Raw genomic sequence first — 15,031 nt, 5'->3', positions numbered from 1 at the left:
CGGGTTCCATGGCTCAACCCCGTGCGGGTTTAATCGCCCACACACTGCAGGGCGCGCGTTGCAGCAGGCTCTCGGCAGTGGTGCCGAGCAGTTTGTCCAACCCCCAGTGCTGCACGGTCCCCATCACGATAATGTCGCTCTGATGCGTGTGGGCGAAGTCGCAGATGTTGAACAGCGGTACGCCTTCGATAAAGTGGCGCCGTTCAACCGGAATGCCCTGGCGTTCGGCCAGGGACGAGAAGGCTTCGTGCTGCGCTTCGTTGAGCGCCTCATAGAGCCCGGCCGCCAGGGGAACCGCGCCGAAGCCCATGTCCTTGGCGTACACCGCGGCCCAGTCATACACATGCAGCAACTCCAACTGCGCCTCACACTGGGCCGCCAGCTTGACCGCGGCTTCAACGATCTGGTCGTTAAACACCTGGTCCTGTTCCTCACTGCGCAACACGTCGACAATCGCCAGCACCTTGCGTGGCAGCGGATGGCGTGAATCGGTGACCAGGTGCACGGGCACCGGGCAGTCGCGCAGCAGTTGCCAGTCCAGCGGGGTAAAGAACACCCGTTTCAACGCCGGCACTTGCTCGGCATCCTTGATGATCAGGGCCAGCGACATTTCGTTGACGAAGTGCAGGATTTCCTCATAGGGATGCTGCACCCACACCACCTCGCTGGTGACCACCACCCCGTGTTTGCTCATCTGCCCGGCTTGCTCGGCCAGCCAGTGACGGTGTGCGTCCAGGTAGCCTTCGCGGGCCTTGCTGATCTGTTCGGGGGCGAACAGGCCCGCGACCGCCAGGGCCTGCAAATAGTCGAATGCCACGATGTGCAACGGCAGGTGCATCGCGCGCGCCAGTGCGGCGGCACGATCGAACGCCGGTGTGTGCGTCATGGCGGAAGGGGCAATCAACAGTAAACGTTGGGGCTGCAACATGGGGCACCTCGGCGCGCGGTCATTTCACGACGTGACTAGACCTACAGAGTGAGCGTTTCGAGGCGCCATCGATTGATCTTTGTCAGTTTCACGCCGGCTTTTTCGCTGGGCAGGGGCCGATAAAAGTTGATGTTGATCAACCGCAGCCTGGTGCTTTGCCCCTAGCCTGAATCAGGGCCTACGGCATCATTGGCGGTATCGGAGGGGGCAATGAACCACGAAGATCAGCAAGTATTGGTCAGGGCATTGGACGCTGCGACGAACCCGGTATTGATCACCGAGCGCACAGGTTGCATCGTCTGGATCAATAAGGCGTTCTGCCTGCTCAGCGGCTACTCCAAGCCGGAACTGGTGGGGAAAACCCCTCACCTGCTGACCTCCGGCCGGCACACCACCACGTTCTATCGAGAACTGTGGATGACCATCCTCGCCGGCGTGACCTGGCAAGGCGAGATGGTCGAGCGCCGCAAGGATGGCGGCAGTTGTACGGTCAACCAGGTCATTACCCCGGTCCTCGATCCCCACGGGGTGGTGACGCATTTCATCGCCATCCTGCACAACTTCAACGTCATGGACGAAGAGCGTGCCTACATGCAACACCTGGCGTTCCACGACGCCCTCACCGGCTTGCCTAACCGCAACCTGTTCACGAACCTGCTCGATCAAGCGATCAAGCATGCGGCAAAGCAGCGTCGGGCCCTGGCGTTGATGTTCATCGATGTGGACCATTTCAAATCGGTCAATGACACGTTGGGCCATGTCTGCGGCGACAAACTGTTGATTGCCGTGGCCGAACGCCTCGGCCAGACCGTACGCCGGTCTGACGTGGTGTGCCGGCTGAGTGGCGACGAGTTCGCGGTGCTGATCAATGGCATGGACCAGGCCGAACAGGTCGAAGGGTTGGCCGGCAAGCTGATCGCCGCGATCGACCAGCCGTTCATGATCGACAGCCATCGGGTGAGCACCCACATCAGCGTGGGCATCAGCCGCTACCCGGCGGATGGCGCGTGTGTCGAACAGCTGCTGGCGCGGGCGGACGACGCGATGTATCAGGCCAAGAAAGGTGGGGGTAATGCCTGTCGCTTGAGTTGGCTGCAAGGGCCTGTTGAATAGGCGACCGGCTCAGGGCGTGGTGTCGGCGGCACGCTGACTGCGCCCGTCGTACTCGAACCAGAAACTGGCGCCGCCGCTTTCGCAGCGACCCCGCATCAATTCCGTGAGCAGTTGGTCATTGAAATGCTTGTGGTAGGCGCTGCCGAACAGCAGCTTGGTCCGCGGGTTATCGATCAGCAGCGCAAGCAGCAGATACTGTTCTGTCCAATAGATCTGATGATCGATCGCCCAGTGCTGCGGCAGGCCGAACGGCAGGAAGACGTCATGGACATGCACCGTGATTTTGCGCGTGATCCGCGGCAATAAGCGCAGGTAGATGTGCGCACAATCGCTGCCGGTCTTGACCGTATGCGTGGAGTCGATGAACAGGATATCGCCGTCTTCGAGCATCGCATTCAGGGTGTCGGCGGTCACGTCTTGAGCGCGTTGTGTGTGCAGGTCCAGCGCGCCCTCCTGGCCGAGCGCAGTGATGAAGGGACGCGGAAACGGTTCGATACAGCGCAAGCGGCCCATGCCGTTATGACCCAAGGCTTCCAAGGCAATCAGCGAGGAAAAGCCACTGCCGATCTCGACAATGTTCTTCGGGCGTATACGCCGGATATACGCGTAGTAAGACATGGCATCGCTGTACATGAACTGGCCGTTTTCCCAGAAGTACGAACGACAGGTGTGCATATTCCCGACAGGGGCCGGCGTGAAGTCCTGTGAGTAAGGCAACAGTTCGAGCAGTTCAGCCCGCAGGTTTTCCGGCTCGAATATCCCGCAGTTCAAATAAGGCGGTGTTGACTCCGTGTACTCGTAGGCGCTCAGCGTCTCGGCGATAGAGGGGGTGTTCGAATAGAAATTAACCGGAATCAGGTTAATCCCGAGCGCTTGTAGTCGTTCTCGGTCTTGCTGGTGTCCCCACAGCAGTTTCTGCATCACCGGTAGAGCGGCATTGAATTCCCTATCGGTTACGCGCGTCATCTTGTGTATTTCCTTTTATGAACTACTTTTAGTCGATTACCGCCCTCTCTCCAGGCCATACCTTTGATGACCCCGAACAACGCACGCCATATTAGGGACACGACTTGCCAGCTATGATCAAGGCGTCAGGCGGTTTTTTTTCCAGCCCATGGAGGTACCGTGAGCTGCTGATATCGATGATCAGGCGCGATGTGCTCGGCCGTTACCGGGGCTCGGTGCTGGGAGTGCTGTGGTCTTTCCTCAACCCCCTGCTGATGCTGCTGGTGTACACCCTGGTTTTCAGTGTGATGTTCAAGCAGCAGTGGCAAGGCGGCAGCGGATCGCGTACGGAGTTCGCACTGCTGGTGTTTGCAGGGTTGCTGGTCTTCAACATCTTCGCGGAATGCGTGCAGCGCGCGCCCAGTTTGATCCTGCATAACACCAACTACGTCAAGAAAGTGATATTCCCCCTGGAGATACTGCCTTGGATGTCCCTCGGCTCGGTCCTGTTGCACGCGACGGCGAGCCTGCTCATCTGGTTGTTGTTCCATTTCCTGTTGATCGGCACTCCGCCCGTGACCGCGTTGTTGCTGCCGCTGGTGTTGTTGCCGTTGATACTGTTTTCCATGGGTATTTCATGGCTGCTGGCCGGCCTCGGGGTGTACCTGCGAGACGTCGGTCAAGTGGTCAGTGCCTTCACCACCGCCCTGTTGTTCGTGTCGGCGGTGTTCTACCCGGTCAACGTATTGCCTGAAGCGTACCGCTCGCTGTTGTTGCTCAATCCGCTGGCGATGCTCATCGAGCAGGCGCGCGACGTGCTGTTCTGGGGTGTGCCCATTGAACCGCAGTCCTGGGCGATCAGCTTGGTGACATCGTGTGCGGTGGCGTGGGTGGGCTTCCAGTGTTTCCAGTGGATGAGAAATGGATTTGCCGATGTCCTCTGAGGTTGCCGTACAGATAACAGGTTTGGGTAAGTGCTTCCGGATATACGACAAACCCCGAGACCGGCTGAAGCAATTGCTGTTGCCCGGCGGTAAACCGCTTTACCGCCCGTTATGGGCTGTCAAAGACGTCGACCTGACCATCCTCAAGGGGGAGACGATCGGCATCATTGGCCGCAATGGCAGCGGTAAATCCACCCTGTTGCAACTGATCTGCGGGACGCTCGGCGCGACCACCGGATCCGTGGTGTGCCACGGCCGTATTGCTGCGCTGCTTGAGCTGGGCTCCGGGTTCAATCCCGATTTCACGGGGCGTGAGAACGTCTTTCTTAACGGGGCGATATTGGGGCTCAGCCGCGCCGAGGTCGAAAAACGTTTCGACGAAATCACCCACTTCGCCGCCATTGGCGACTTTATCGACCAGCCGACCCGGACGTACTCCAGCGGGATGCTCATGCGCCTGGCGTTCGCGGTCTCCGTATGGGTGGACCCCGATATCCTGATCGTCGACGAAGCCCTCGCCGTTGGCGACGCTTCCTTTCAGTTCAAGTGCTTGCAGCGCCTTGAAGTGCTGGCCGAGCGCGGCACGACATTACTGTTCGTTTCCCACGACATGAGCATGGTCAAGCGCTTCTGCAAGCGGGCGCTCTACCTTCGTGGCGGCGAAGTCCGCGCCAGCGGGCGGCCCGAGGACGTTGCCGAGCGTTACCTGCTGGATATGCGTGATGAGCAGCGCCGCGGCGCCAGCGAGGATACCGTGGCCGTTGTGCCCAAGGTGCATTTGAGCAAGGCGGACGGCATCGCATTCGGCACCGACGAAGGCGGCATTCTGAGCGCCTGCTTCACCAACACCGGCAGCCTGCACTCCACCTTTGTGCATGATGAAGTGATTGAGTTGAGGGTCGAGGCTCGGGTGCGGGAGTCGATCACGCTGCCCAGCCTGAGTATCACCATCCAGGAACCGCGCTTGCTGGTGATTGGCGGTGCCAACCTGGCCCTTGTGCTCGAGCAACCCTGTGACGGTTGGTGCAAGGCTCACCTCACGGCCAGGTTCCGCTCGCGCTTTGCCGCCGGCAAGTACCACATCACGTTGAAACTCATGAATGGCCATACCGAGGAAAGCGCTCACTTGATCGAGAAACAGGTCGCGCTCCTGACCTTCGACACCCTGACGCTCGACAGCGATTTTCTCGGCATCGTCGACCTCGGTATCGAGGCGATAGCCCCTACAGAGCCCACAGCCCAGTGAACAAGGACACCACTCGCGTGCATAACGATAAAGACAACGTCTGGCAGATAGCGATTCACGGCACATTTGACGTGGAGAACTACGGCGACCTGTTGTTCCCGATCATCGCCGAGGCAGAGCTGGCCCGGCGCCTGGGCGCGGTGAATATGCACCGGTTTTCCTATCACCGGAAGTCCGCACGCAAATGGCCCTATGCCGTGACCTCGTTGACCGAACTGCCTGCGCTTGCCCACCAGATGGATGCGACGCTGATCGGCGGTGGCTTTATCATCCGATTCGACAAGTGTGTCGCCGACGGTTACCTGCCGCCCGATCCGTCTATCCATCACCCCACCGGGTATTGGCTGGTACCCGCGCTGATGGCGTTGCAAAACGGCGTGCCACTGATCTGGAATGCCCCCGGCATGCACTGCAATGAAATCCCCGAATGGGGCCGGCCGCTGTTGGCGCTTGCTGTCGAGCACAGCCCCCATGTCAGGGTACGGGATGCTTTGACACAGAAGGCCCTGCAAACATTGAGCTCACATGCCGATATCAAGGTACTGCCCGACACGGCCTTCGGTCTGGCCCAAGTACTGGATGTACACACCCCGTCGGCTGAATTGCGCGATATCTTCAGGCGCTACGACCTGGCAGGCCCCTACGTGGTCGTACACGCCACCCAAGGCTTGCAGAGCTTTCTCGCGCTTTGGCGCAGCAACAGTGATGTGTTGGCCGGGGTGAAATTACTGGTCCTGCCCATTGGACCGGTCCTGGGCGATCACCCGTCAGCCCTCGGGGCACCGCTGGACCGCGCAGTTACCCTACCGTTCTGGCCGTCGCCGTTGCTGCTGGCCGAACTGATTGCGCACTCGGCAGGCGTGGTGGGCCACAGTTACCACCTGGCAATCAGCGCAATCGCTTTCGGCCTGCCGGTCTTCTGCTCAGCGGACCTGGAAGTCGGCAAATTCACGGCCTTGCCTGCCTACGGGCGGGTCTTCCAGTTGCGTCATGACCAGACGTTGGACCCGCAGTGGCTGGTCGATCAACTTGGCAGGCGGCCCCTCTCCGCTGCCACTTGCCAAGCCGTCGAGCAGTTGCGTGAACACTGGGACCAGGTGGCGCGGCTCATCGTTTCCCGACGGGCGGCCGCCCCGGAAGTCATCAACCGCCTCTGGCAATTCCTGCCCGCACTGCTCGAAAACATGCAAGGGCCACAGCAGGCGGCGGTGGAAACCCCGCGCCCGTTGGCGCAGGCCACGCAGCCCGATTGGCGCAGCGCCTACCACCGCTTTAAACGACTGATTTCAAGGAGCACGTCATGATCAACCTGGAGAAGATCGCACGTCATCACCTGCACCACCAACCGTTCCGTTGGGCCCAGGTCGACGGCTTATACAGCCCGCAGGACGCCGCGGCACTGGCCGAGACCTACCCCTGCGATCATTTCAAAGTGGTCAAGGGCTACGGCGGAGAAAAGGACTACGAGTACGAAGCCAGGCAATTGATCGCCATGACCACCGGCCAAGTGGTCAACCCTCAGGCCCTCAGCCCGCATTGGATGGCACTGGCGCAGGATCTGCGCTCATCGGCTTACCGCCAGGCATTGAGCGCATTGACGGGGCTGGACCTCAGTGTCGCGCCCATGGAGGTCAACCTGTTCCATTACGGTCCCGGCGCCAACCTTGGCCCGCATCCGGACCTGGCAGACAAGGTCGTCACCCATATCCTCTATTTCAATGACAGCTGGAACCCGGCGCGCGGCGGTTGCCTGCAAATTCTCGGTTCCAGGGACCCCGACAGCGTCTTCGAGCAGATTCCTCCCGTGGTCGGCAACTCGGCCGTGCTGGTGCGTAGCGACACCTCCTGGCATGCCGTGTCACGGGTGGTCGACGACAGCCCGGTTTCCCGGCGCAGTATTACCGTAACGTTCTATCGCCCGGGCTCGACCAGTTCCATGTGGCCAGAGGGGGATGACACCCCGCTGCATGACTACTCGCCCCATCGCCAAGGCGTTACGCATGGCGGAGCGGGTTGGTATGCGTAAGGTGGCGACAGCGCTGATGACGGGTCTGCTTACGTGGTTGCGTGGGTTGCCGTTGCCCCCTTGGCTGCGCAAGCGCCTGAGCGTGATCTACCGTGGCGCCTGGTTCCGGCCGGTGCGTCGGTTAAGCCAGTGGCCGCAGGTGCGCGAAACACCCCCGGTCAAGCAGTTGCAACTGCTCGCCGACACCCAGTACCCGGACTACATCATCTGGGGGGTGATCGACTGGAGCTTCCGCCATCAGCGGCCGCAACAACTCGCCCAGGTACTGAGTGCCAGTGGGCGACGGGTGTTTTATGTCTCCAGCACGCTCAAGGCCTCGAATCAGCCGGGTTTCTCCATCTATCCGCTCAATGAGAGGGGGAACCTGTTCGAAGTCCAATTGCACCTGAGCGACCCGCCTTCCATTTACTCCACGGTCCCCTCATCGATCCAGGTGGCGCAGCTGCGCTATGGGTTGGGCGAACTCTTGCTGTGTACCCGGCCCCGCGCGGTGGTCGGGATCGTGCACCACCCTTTCTGGCTGGACGTGGCCAAGGCCGCGCCGAATAGCCGCATGGTCTATGACTGCATCGATCATCACCAAGGTTTCAGCAACACCGATGCCGGCATTCTGAAGCTTGAGCAGCAGTTGGTGCTGGAGGCCCAGGCAACCGTGTTCACTTCCGACCGGCTCGCCCAGCAATGGGGGCAGACGCCCTCCGCGCAGCGCACGGTGATTCGAAACGCGGCGGACTTCGGTTTTTTTTCAAGGCGCCCCTTCTCGCTGTTCAACGACCCGCAAGGGCGCAAGATCATCGGCTATTACGGCGCGATTGCCGAATGGTTCGATACCGAACTGGTTTCAGCCATTGCCGATGCCTTTGCGCACCACCTGGTGCTCCTGGTCGGTGAGGACACCACCAACGCCCGGCATAAGCTGCGCCACCATCCCAATGTGCAATTCACCGGCGAGGTCAGCTACAGCACCCTCCCCAGCTACTTGTATGCGATGGACGTGTGCCTCCTGCCGTTCCAGGTCATACCGTTGACCCTGGCGACCAACCCGGTGAAAGTCTACGAATACCTCAGCGCCGGCAAGCCGGTGGTGGCCATCGATTTGCCAGAAACCCACCAGTTTGGCGCGCTGATACGTCGGGCCCAAAACCCGGCTGAATTTATCGACGGTATTGCCCACGCACTGGCCGAACCACCTGACGAACACCGTGCGGCGCGCCAGGCGTTCGCCGCCGCCCAATCCTGGGAACAGCGCCGTGACGCCTTGCTCAGCGTCACCGAACCCCAGCACGTGCCGCGCGAGATCAGTGTGATTGTGGTGACCTACAACAATCTGGCCCTGACCCAGGCATGCCTGGCCAGCCTGACCGCCAATGCCCAGGCCGCCGCGCTGGAAATCATTGTGGTCGACAACGGCTCCAGCGATGGCACACCGGCGTTTCTCGATCAGTGGGCCAAGGCCAATGGACAGGTCGTCATCCTCAATGCCGACAACCGTGGTTTTGCCGCCGCCAACAATCAGGGGCTGGCAGTGGCTACCGGGGACTACTTCGTACTGCTCAACAACGATACCCAGGTGACCCCAGGCTGGGCAGACACCCTGCGCAGGCATCTGGACCGCAACCCCGGTATCGGCCTGGTCGGCCCCGTCACCAACAATATCGGCAACCAGGCCAAGATCGATCTTACGTACTCACTGGCAGACATGCCTGATCGGGCCTGCGGGTATACCTACAGGCACCTGGGAGAGTGGTTCGTACTGCCGACCCTGGCTTTTTTCTGTGTGATGTTGCGACGCAGCACCTATGCTCAAGTGGGACCGCTGGACGAAGCGTTCGGCTGTGGCTTCTTCGAAGACGACGACTACTGCCGGCGCGTCGAGCAAGCGGGTTTTTTCAATGCCTGTGCTCGGGATGTGTTTATCCACCATCACCTGTCGGCGAGCTTCAACCTTATGGATATTGACCAACGCCAGGCCCTGTTTGATCGGAACAAAGCGATCTACGAGAAAAAATGGGGCACCTGGATACCCCACCGTTATGGATAACGACATGCCCGTAAGCAAGATAGTTGTAGTAGTGGGCACGCGACCGGAAGTCATCAAGATGGCCCCGGTCATCCATGCCCTCAAGCGTTCGCCCCAGTTCGCCTGCCACGTCGTCGCCACCGCGCAACACCGCGAACTGATGGACCAGGCATTGCGCGAGTTCAATATCGAGCCCGACCTGGACCTGGACCTGATGCAGCCCCAACAGTCGCTCAGTGCCCTTACCTGCCGCCTGCTGACGCAGGTCGAGCGACTGCTGCTGGAGTGGCGTCCGGATGCCGTGCTGGCACAGGGCGATACCTCGACGGTATTCGCCACCGCCCTGTCGTGTTTCTACCAGCAGGTTCCTTTTGGCCACGTGGAAGCCGGGTTACGCACTGGCGACCTGGGCAATCCGTTTCCCGAGGAACTGAACCGGACAGTCACCAGCCGCATTGCCAAATGGCACTTCGCACCGACCCCTAGGGCTCGCGGCAATTTGTTGGACGAAGGCATTGCCCCCCAGGCCATCCACCTCACGGGCAATACCGTGATCGACGCGCTGCACCAGAGCCTTCGCCGGGGTGACGAACCGACCGAGGGCGCCCTCGACGGTGAACGCCGCCTGCTGGTGACCTTGCATCGCCGGGAGAGCTTCGGCGCGCCCCTGCTCGACATCTGTACCGCGATTCGCCACCTGGTCGACCGCAATGAAGATTTGCGCGTGATTTTCCCGGTGCATCCGAACCCCAGCGTCAAAGTGCCTGTCGAGGCGGCGCTGGGAGGACATCCACGGATCGAGCTTTGCCCGTCCCTGGGCTACCACCACTTTATTCGCGTCATGAAGAGCGCCTTCCTGGTACTCAGCGATTCGGGCGGCATCCAGGAAGAGGCGCCGGCCCTGGGCGTGCCCGTGCTGGTGTTGCGCAACGAGACCGAACGCCAGGAAGCCATAGAGCATGGCATGGTGAAGCTGGTGGGTACCCGAACTGCCGATATCGTCCAGGCAGTGCAGCATCTGCTCGACGACGAGGGGCTCTACTCGAGCATGATCAAGGATCAATCCCCCTATGGGGATGGCATGGCCGCAGAGCGGATCGTGCAGGTATTGACGGCGCATTTCTCCACATGCGCCTGATCTATCTCTCACCGATGCGCTGGCATAGCTTCAGCCAGCGACCCCATGAACTGGTGCGCTGCTTCCATGAAAAAACCGGCGCCCCCGTCCTTTGGATAGACCCCTACCCCACGCGTTTTCCGACACTCAGCGATTTCACAAGGCTGCGGCCTGCACCTGCCGTCGCACAGGCGCCCTTGCCGGCATGGTTGACCGTGCTCAAGCCTCGCGCCTTGCCAATCGAGCCGATGCCTGGCTCAGGCTGGATCAACCGCCCGCTCTGGCAATCGCTGATTGTGAAAGCGCGGGAGTTTGCGCAACAGCCCACGGTGCTGGGGATTGGCAAGCCTTCGCACCTGGCGTCGAGACTGCTGCAGGAGCCTGTTTTCGAAGCCAGCTTTTACGATGCCATGGATAATTTTTCCGAGTTCTATACAGGGCTGTCACGCCGGGCCATGGAACGCCGCCAACGCCACACGGCTCAATCGGTGTCCACGGTACTGGCTTCTTCCTCGGCGCTGCTGACGCAAATGCTGGCCTGCTCGGACAACGTCAAGCTGCTCGGCAATGCCTGCGCCATCGAGCGCCTGCCCAGCCGCCAGCATTCGCATGCAGGCCGAGGGAATACACCCGTCCTGGGCTACGTCGGCACCATCGCCAAGTGGTTTGCCTGGGATGTCGTGATTGCCCTCGCCGAGGCGTTTCCGCATGCCGACATACGCCTGGTCGGCCCGCTGCACACCCCTGTGCCTGCTGGTCTGCCCGGCAACATCCACTTGAGTGGCGAGGTATCCCACGAGGACGCCTTGAAAGCCATGGCGGCGTTCGATGTCGGGTTGATTCCCTTCACCAGCGACGCGCTGACACGGTATGTCGACCCGATCAAGTACTACGAATATCGGGCGCTTGGCCTGCCAGTGATCAGTACGGTATTTGGCGAGATGGCCCACCGAGGTACGTGCCCGGGCACTTTTCTCGTGGAGGGGCCCGGGGACATCCGGCAGGCCATGGACAAGGCGCTGAACTTCAATGAATCAGAAGCATACACGCGCAGGTTTCGCCACGAAAACTCCTGGACGACTCGATTTTCCGTGGCGATACCTTGAGCGACCGGGCGTGTACGTGAATCGATAACCAGACGGGACGAACAGGGAGTGACACCGTTGGAAGTACAGGAAGTACAGGTTTTCGATACGCAGGCCAACGCGCCGCCAACGCGCGAATGCGATGTGATCATCGTCAATTACAACGCGGGGGCCCTATTGCAGGCATGTGTGAAGTCGGTGCTTGACGCCGGTGCAACCCGAGTCATCGTGGTGGATAACCACTCCCATGATGACAGCCTGGCCAGGTTGCTGAGCACCTGTGCGGTGGGCGATGCCCTGCACATCATTCGTAACGACGCGAACCTGGGCTTCGCCGTTGCCTGTAACCAGGGCGCACGGCTTGCAAGTGCACCCAACCTGCTGTTCCTGAACCCGGACACGGTTATTGCTCCGCAAGCCATCGAGCGCTTGCTGACGGCCTTGCACGGGGCGGCCGACATAGGTGCGGTAGGCGGCCTGCTGTGCAATCTCGATGGTACTGAGCAGGCCGGTGGCCGACGCGTATTTCCCACGCCCAGGCGCGCATTCATGCGGGCGTTCGGGCTGTCGCGTCTGGCCAGGTTCTGGCCAGCGCTGTTTTCCGACTTCCTGCTGCATCAGGAAGCCCTGCCCCCGCAACCCATTGCTGTCGAAGCCATTTCCGGGGCGTGCATGTTGGTCAAGCGCGAGGCGATCGAACACATTGGTTTATGGGACGAAGACTATTTTCTGCACTGCGAAGACCTGGACTGGTGCATGCGTTTTCACCATGGTGGCTGGAACGTCCTGTTTGTACCGGATGCCCAGGTGACGCATGTGTTCGGAGGCTGCAGTCGGAACCGTCCGTATTTTGTGGAGTGGCACAAGCACCGTGGAATCCTGCGGTTTTACCGCAAATTTTTCCGCCGGCAATATTCAGTGTTCTTGTGGGTGTTCGTGGTGATTGGCGTCTGGTTTCGATTCGGCCTGATGGTCGGGCGTCACGCGTTCACCCGGTGTCTGGCGGCGTTGAACAACCGCCCCAGGGAGCAATGAGGTGCGCATCGGCCTGCTCGGTGGTTCCAGCTTCCTCGGTGAGCATCTGTTGCGGGCCCTGGCGCGGGAAGGCCATCAGGTCGTCGCGTTCAGCCGTCAAGGCGGCAGACCCTGCCAGGAACACGTGACCTGGCTGCCGGCCGAGACCTGGCCGGAGCTATGCCTGGACGCGTTTGTTTCGCTGGCCCCGGCCTGGGTGTTACCTGACTACCTGGAGCGTTTGGCCAGCGCTCACGTAAAGTGCATCGTGGTCCTGTCTTCGACAAGTCGCTTTACCAAGCAAGCCTCGCCTGATCCTCGCGAGCGTGCCCTGGCGCAACGCCTGGTCGATGCCGAGCAGCGCTTGCAGCAGTGGGCGGTCGAACACAACACGCAGTGGGCTGTTCTACGCCCGACCCTGATCTACGGGCATGGGAAGGACAAAAGCATTTGCGAGATAGCCCGGTTCATTCAGCGCTACGGTTTCTTCCCGTTGATCGGTAACAGCGTGGGCCTGCGTCAACCGGTCCACTGTGACGATATTGTCCAGGTGTGCGTTGCCGCCCTGGAAACCAGGGGCTGGCCAAGTGGCAGCTACAACCTGTCAGGCGCACAAACCTTGCCCTACCACGCCATGGTCAGGCGAGTGTTCCAGGCCGTAGGGCGGCCGGAACGGACGCTCAACGTTCCGGCCTGGCTATTGCGCCAGGTGATCGCGCTCGCACGCTGCCTGCCGCGTTATCGCCACCTTTCAAGCGCCATGGCGCAGCGCATGAGCCAGGACCTGACCTTTGATCATTCAGCGGCGCGTGAACAATTCGGCTTTGCGCCGAGGGCGTTTGATTTGAGCGCTGAAGACTTGCCCCCCGTCGGCTAAAAAACCTGCGCCTTGAACTTGGCAGCGAGCTGCCCGACATAAAGGCCGCAGAACTTATCGATCAACCAGGCACAGAAAAAATCCGCCGTAGCGACTACGGCGGCAACCAAAGGTTTTTGTCGAAGCAGAGCGGCTAAGACAGCTTCAACGCTACACCCATGACCGATTAAAAAACGTGAAGTTTAATTAATCGAGTTTAATCAAATGCCGGCTGCAGGCCGCGGAAACTGTGCTTAGAATCGGCTTCGACAAACACGTCGAGCACAATAAAAACCAGTCTCTCTTACCTGAAACATCTGCCCAATAAAACTTCATGCGCCCTGTAAAAAGTGCGGTGTTTCTGTGCGCGTCAATCATTTCGGGGAAGTAAATAACATGGTCAAACAGTGGAGCCTGTTAACACTGGCGATATGCGCCAGTATCAGCCAGGTGGCCCTCGCCGAGTCCGTGACGGACCAGGCCGACGCCAAAGGTTTTATCGACGGCAGCAGCGTCACCGGGCTGTTGCGCAATTACTACATGAACCGCAACCGCGAAGGTGGCCGGGCCGACAACCGTGACTGGACTCAAGGCGCCATGCTCAATTACGCCTCGGGCTTCACCCAGGGCACCATTGGTTTTGGCGTGGATGCCTACGCCTTTGGCGGGTTGAAACTGGACGCCACGCACCAGGATGCCGGTACCGGTAACTTGCCGACCGACCGCCACGGCGATCCGGAAGACGCCTATGGCTCCGTGGGGGCGGCGGTGAAGGTGAAAATATCCAAGACCCAACTGAAATTCGGCGACATGCAACCCACCGCGCCCGTCTTCGCCACCGGTGGCACTCGCCTGTTACCGCAGACGGCCACCGGCTTTGACCTGACCAGCAGTGAAATCGCGGGGCTGGACCTGGAGGCCGGGCACTTCACCAGCACCAACAGTGGCATGACCAGCAACCATGACCACGACATCTACGCCACCTACGCCAACGTGCCGGCTTCCAGTGCGAGCTTTGTCGGTGGCAAATACACCTTCAGCCCGTCGCTGAGTGCAACCGTGTATGCCGGTGAACTGGAAGATATCTGGCGCCAGTACTACACCAACCTCAACTATGTGCTGCCGTTGGGGCATGACCAGTCGCTGGCGTTGGATGGCAACCTGTATCGCACCCTCGATACGGGCAGCGCCAAGGCCGGAGCGATCAACAACACCACCTATTCGCTGGCGGCGGCCTATTCGTTCCTGACGGCCCATACCCTGACGCTGTCGTTCCAGAAAGTGCATGGCGACACGCCGTTCGATTACATCGGTACCGGCAACAACGGCGCGGGTGAAGGCGGCGATTCGGTGTACCTGGCCAACTCGGTGCAATGGGGTGACTTCAACGGCCCAGGCGAGCAATCCTGGGGGATTCGCTATGACCTGAACCTGGCCAGCTACGGCGTGCCGGGCTTGAGCTTCATGGCCCGCTACATCAACGGTTCGGACATCGATGGCACCCACACGCCGGCCAACAGCGCCTATGCCGGTGATTACGGTGCCGATGGCGCGCACCACGAAACAGATGTGGAAGCCAAATACGTCGTCCAGAGCGGCCCGGCGAAAAACCTGTCGCTGCGCGTGCGCGATGCCATCGTGGCGTCGAATGCCGACCAAGGTGACGGCAACTTGAACGAACTGCGGCTGATCGTCGACTACCCGTTCACCCTGTTGTAAGCGGCGGCTGCGCGCCGG

The 15,031-nt window shown here is 60.5% G+C and carries 13 protein-coding genes; 11 read left to right on the top strand and 2 right to left on the bottom strand.

The window, feature by feature from the left end; all coding sequences use genetic code 11:
• Positions 1–13 precede the first annotated feature (13 nt).
• Positions 14–928, bottom strand: coding sequence for a universal stress protein (locus tag ACODSV_RS17120; protein ID WP_024075520.1), 915 nt, complete (start codon positions 926–928; stop codon positions 14–16).
• Positions 929–1,138: 210 nt separating this feature from the next.
• Between ACODSV_RS17120 and ACODSV_RS17115 the strand changes: the two genes are divergently transcribed.
• Positions 1,139–2,041, top strand: a complete 903-nt coding sequence (locus tag ACODSV_RS17115; protein WP_024075521.1) for a GGDEF domain-containing protein — start codon at positions 1,139–1,141, stop codon at positions 2,039–2,041.
• A 9-nt stretch (positions 2,042–2,050) separates the two neighbouring features.
• Here ACODSV_RS17115 and ACODSV_RS17110 read toward each other — a convergent pair whose 3' ends face one another.
• Positions 2,051–3,007: a class I SAM-dependent methyltransferase gene (locus tag ACODSV_RS17110; RefSeq protein WP_150055765.1), complete on the bottom strand. Its 957-nt coding sequence runs from the start codon at positions 3,005–3,007 to the stop codon at positions 2,051–2,053.
• A gap of 176 nt (positions 3,008–3,183) precedes the next feature.
• On the opposite strand from ACODSV_RS17110, the gene ACODSV_RS17105 reads away from it, so the two are divergent.
• The 10 genes from ACODSV_RS17105 to ACODSV_RS17060 all read left to right on the top strand — a co-directional run bounded on the left by ACODSV_RS17105 (position 3,184) and on the right by ACODSV_RS17060 (position 15,013).
• The gene (locus tag ACODSV_RS17105; protein WP_102623331.1) at positions 3,184–3,930 is read left to right on the top strand and encodes an ABC transporter permease; all 747 of its coding nucleotides are present in this window, start codon (positions 3,184–3,186) and stop codon (positions 3,928–3,930) included.
• Entirely contained in the window at positions 3,920–5,176 is a 1,257-nt protein-coding gene (locus ACODSV_RS17100) for an ABC transporter ATP-binding protein (RefSeq protein ID WP_102623330.1), read from the top strand. The genes ACODSV_RS17105 and ACODSV_RS17100 overlap by 11 nt, the downstream gene beginning before the upstream one ends.
• Before the next feature lie 17 nt (positions 5,177–5,193).
• Positions 5,194–6,480 carry a polysaccharide pyruvyl transferase family protein gene (locus tag ACODSV_RS17095; protein WP_150055766.1) on the top strand — a complete coding sequence of 429 codons (1,287 nt, stop codon included), beginning with the start codon at positions 5,194–5,196 and terminating at the stop codon, positions 6,478–6,480.
• Positions 6,477–7,202, top strand: coding sequence for a 2OG-Fe(II) oxygenase (locus tag ACODSV_RS17090; RefSeq protein WP_150055767.1), 726 nt, complete (start codon positions 6,477–6,479; stop codon positions 7,200–7,202). Before ACODSV_RS17095 ends, ACODSV_RS17090 begins: the two co-directional genes overlap by 4 nt.
• Positions 7,144–9,243 (top strand): glycosyltransferase, encoded by a 2,100-nt coding sequence (locus ACODSV_RS17085; RefSeq protein WP_223817894.1) that lies wholly within the window; start codon positions 7,144–7,146, stop codon positions 9,241–9,243. The genes ACODSV_RS17090 and ACODSV_RS17085 overlap by 59 nt, the downstream gene beginning before the upstream one ends.
• A gap of 4 nt (positions 9,244–9,247) precedes the next feature.
• Complete coding sequence (gene wecB / locus ACODSV_RS17080) at positions 9,248–10,360, top strand: non-hydrolyzing UDP-N-acetylglucosamine 2-epimerase (RefSeq protein WP_102623397.1); 1,113 nt, start codon at positions 9,248–9,250, stop codon at positions 10,358–10,360.
• Positions 10,351–11,445 carry a glycosyltransferase family protein gene (locus ACODSV_RS17075; protein WP_150055768.1) on the top strand — a complete coding sequence of 365 codons (1,095 nt, stop codon included), beginning with the start codon at positions 10,351–10,353 and terminating at the stop codon, positions 11,443–11,445. Before wecB ends, ACODSV_RS17075 begins: the two co-directional genes overlap by 10 nt.
• A gap of 48 nt (positions 11,446–11,493) precedes the next feature.
• On the top strand, positions 11,494–12,459 hold the full coding sequence (locus ACODSV_RS17070; protein ID WP_227496798.1) for a glycosyltransferase family 2 protein: 966 nt from the start codon (positions 11,494–11,496) through the stop codon (positions 12,457–12,459).
• A 1-nt stretch (position 12,460) separates the two neighbouring features.
• Positions 12,461–13,315, top strand: a complete 855-nt coding sequence (locus tag ACODSV_RS17065) for an NAD-dependent epimerase/dehydratase family protein (protein ID WP_150055769.1) — start codon at positions 12,461–12,463, stop codon at positions 13,313–13,315.
• Positions 13,316–13,690: 375 nt separating this feature from the next.
• Positions 13,691–15,013: an OprD family porin gene (locus ACODSV_RS17060; protein WP_024075532.1), complete on the top strand. Its 1,323-nt coding sequence runs from the start codon at positions 13,691–13,693 to the stop codon at positions 15,011–15,013.
• The last annotated feature ends 18 nt before the right edge of the window (positions 15,014–15,031 follow it).

It is taken from the genome of Pseudomonas sp. FG86 (genome assembly GCF_057808775.1).
The sequence above is the reverse complement of the archived record's forward strand: the minus strand, read 5'-3'. Positions and strand labels throughout refer to the sequence as shown.

Bases quoted from the DNA above. Each gene is read 5' to 3' on its own strand.
- ACODSV_RS17090 (WP_150055767.1), top strand. From the start codon at position 6,477: ATGATCAACCTGGAGAAGATCGCACGTCATCACCTGCACCACCAACCG.
- ACODSV_RS17085 (WP_223817894.1), top strand. From the start codon at position 7,144: ATGACTACTCGCCCCATCGCCAAGGCGTTACGCATGGCGGAGCGGGTT.
- wecB (WP_102623397.1), top strand. From the start codon at position 9,248: ATGCCCGTAAGCAAGATAGTTGTAGTAGTGGGCACGCGACCGGAAGTC.
- ACODSV_RS17075 (WP_150055768.1), top strand. From the start codon at position 10,351: ATGCGCCTGATCTATCTCTCACCGATGCGCTGGCATAGCTTCAGCCAG.
- ACODSV_RS17100 (WP_102623330.1), top strand. From the start codon at position 3,920: ATGTCCTCTGAGGTTGCCGTACAGATAACAGGTTTGGGTAAGTGCTTC.
- ACODSV_RS17120 (WP_024075520.1), bottom strand. From the start codon at position 928: ATGTTGCAGCCCCAACGTTTACTGTTGATTGCCCCTTCCGCCATGACG.
- ACODSV_RS17060 (WP_024075532.1), top strand. From the start codon at position 13,691: ATGGTCAAACAGTGGAGCCTGTTAACACTGGCGATATGCGCCAGTATC.
- ACODSV_RS17115 (WP_024075521.1), top strand. From the start codon at position 1,139: ATGAACCACGAAGATCAGCAAGTATTGGTCAGGGCATTGGACGCTGCG.
- ACODSV_RS17105 (WP_102623331.1), top strand. From the start codon at position 3,184: ATGATCAGGCGCGATGTGCTCGGCCGTTACCGGGGCTCGGTGCTGGGA.
- ACODSV_RS17110 (WP_150055765.1), bottom strand. From the start codon at position 3,007: ATGACGCGCGTAACCGATAGGGAATTCAATGCCGCTCTACCGGTGATG.